Annotated in this window: 1 protein-coding gene; it reads right to left on the reverse strand. The window is 65.8% G+C overall.

Features of this window, described 5'->3' with window-relative positions:
* Positions 1-30: 30 nt before the first annotated feature.
* Positions 31-1,402 (reverse strand): arylsulfatase (locus OM076_RS44465; protein WP_270046742.1); only part of this gene is annotated, 1,372 nt, incomplete at its 5' end.

Raw genomic sequence — 1,402 nt, forward strand, 5'->3', positions numbered from 1 at the left:
TCTGTTGAGGCAGCGCGGACGGTGAAGGTGTCACGACGACGGTGGTGCGTAGCCTTCGAACTCGTCGCCGGTCTTGATGTTCGGGTACTGAGCGACGCTCTTGTGGTAGTCGGCGGCGAACTTGAGAGCGACGCCGACCATCCAGCCCATATCCAGCTTGGTCTCCATGATGTTGTACAGCTCGCCGGGGTCACTGGCGAGGTCGAACAGCATCGGCCACGACGGCGTCACGATCGGCTGGTCCATGCCTTCGCAGTAGCGCAGGACCGCTTTGAGGTTGTGCCACTTGACGGACATGAGCGACCCGTCGGGGCCGAAGAACAGGTAGCTCTCCCGGCCGCTGGTCGTGCTTTCCCCGAGCAGGAACTTCGAGGCGTCGATGCCGTCGATCGGCCGGTCGGTGGGCACCTTGTCGGATGCGCCTGCCAGGGCTGCGAAGGTCGTGTACCAGTCGTGGGCCGAGAGCAGCTCCTCGCTGACCACGCCGGCCGGCACCTTCCCCGGCCAGCGGACCATCGCGGCGGTCCGCATCGAACCCTCCCAGGGCGGGGTCACGAACGATCCGCGGAACGGTCCGTTCGATCCGCCCTGAAACGCGTGCGTTCCGCCGGCCGCGTTGTCGCTGGAGAAGACGATGAGCGTGTTGTCGGTGATCCCGGCCTGCTCGACGCAGTCCATGATCTGCCCGACGCGGAAGTCCATCTCGGCGATCAAGTCGGCGTACTGCCCCAGCCGCGCCGGGGACGTCTGGTCGAAGTCCGGGTGCACCGCCTCGGGCGGGTGCATGTGAGACAGCCCGACGTAGGTGAAGAACGGCGTGTCTGTTGCTGCCTGTCGCGTGATGTAGTCGGTCGTCTTCTCGACGATCAACTCGTCCAGCAGCGGGCGCACCTCCAGATTGAGCTCACGCACCGCGGTCTGGGTGCCGCCCTTCTTTCCCTCCCACAGGTGGGGGGTCGGGATCCCCTTGGCCGTGGCGATCGCCTCGAACGTCGCATACGACGTCCAGCCGGCCTCGTCGACGCTGTTGCGGTAGCCCCACCACTCGTCGAAGCCCTGATCGGTCGGCAGCCGTCCCTCCGTGTCACCGCAATGCCACTTGCCGAACAACGACGTCGCGTATCCGGCATCCGAAAGCAGCTCGGCGATCGTGTACTCCCACGGCGCCAATCCCGCTTTCCCCTCCCCGGCGAACGGGATCCTGAACGTTCCCGATCGCACCGACTGGCGGCCCGTCATGATCGCCGAACGTGTCGGCGTGCACTGGGACTCGACGACGTAGTTGTTGAGCCGGATGCCCTCGTTGGCGAGCTGGTCGATGCGAGGTGTCGGCGTGCCCCCTCCGTAGACGCCGAAATCCCCCCAGCCGACGTTGTCGCACAGCACGAACACGATGTTCGGC

The organism is Solirubrobacter ginsenosidimutans, from assembly GCF_027587205.1.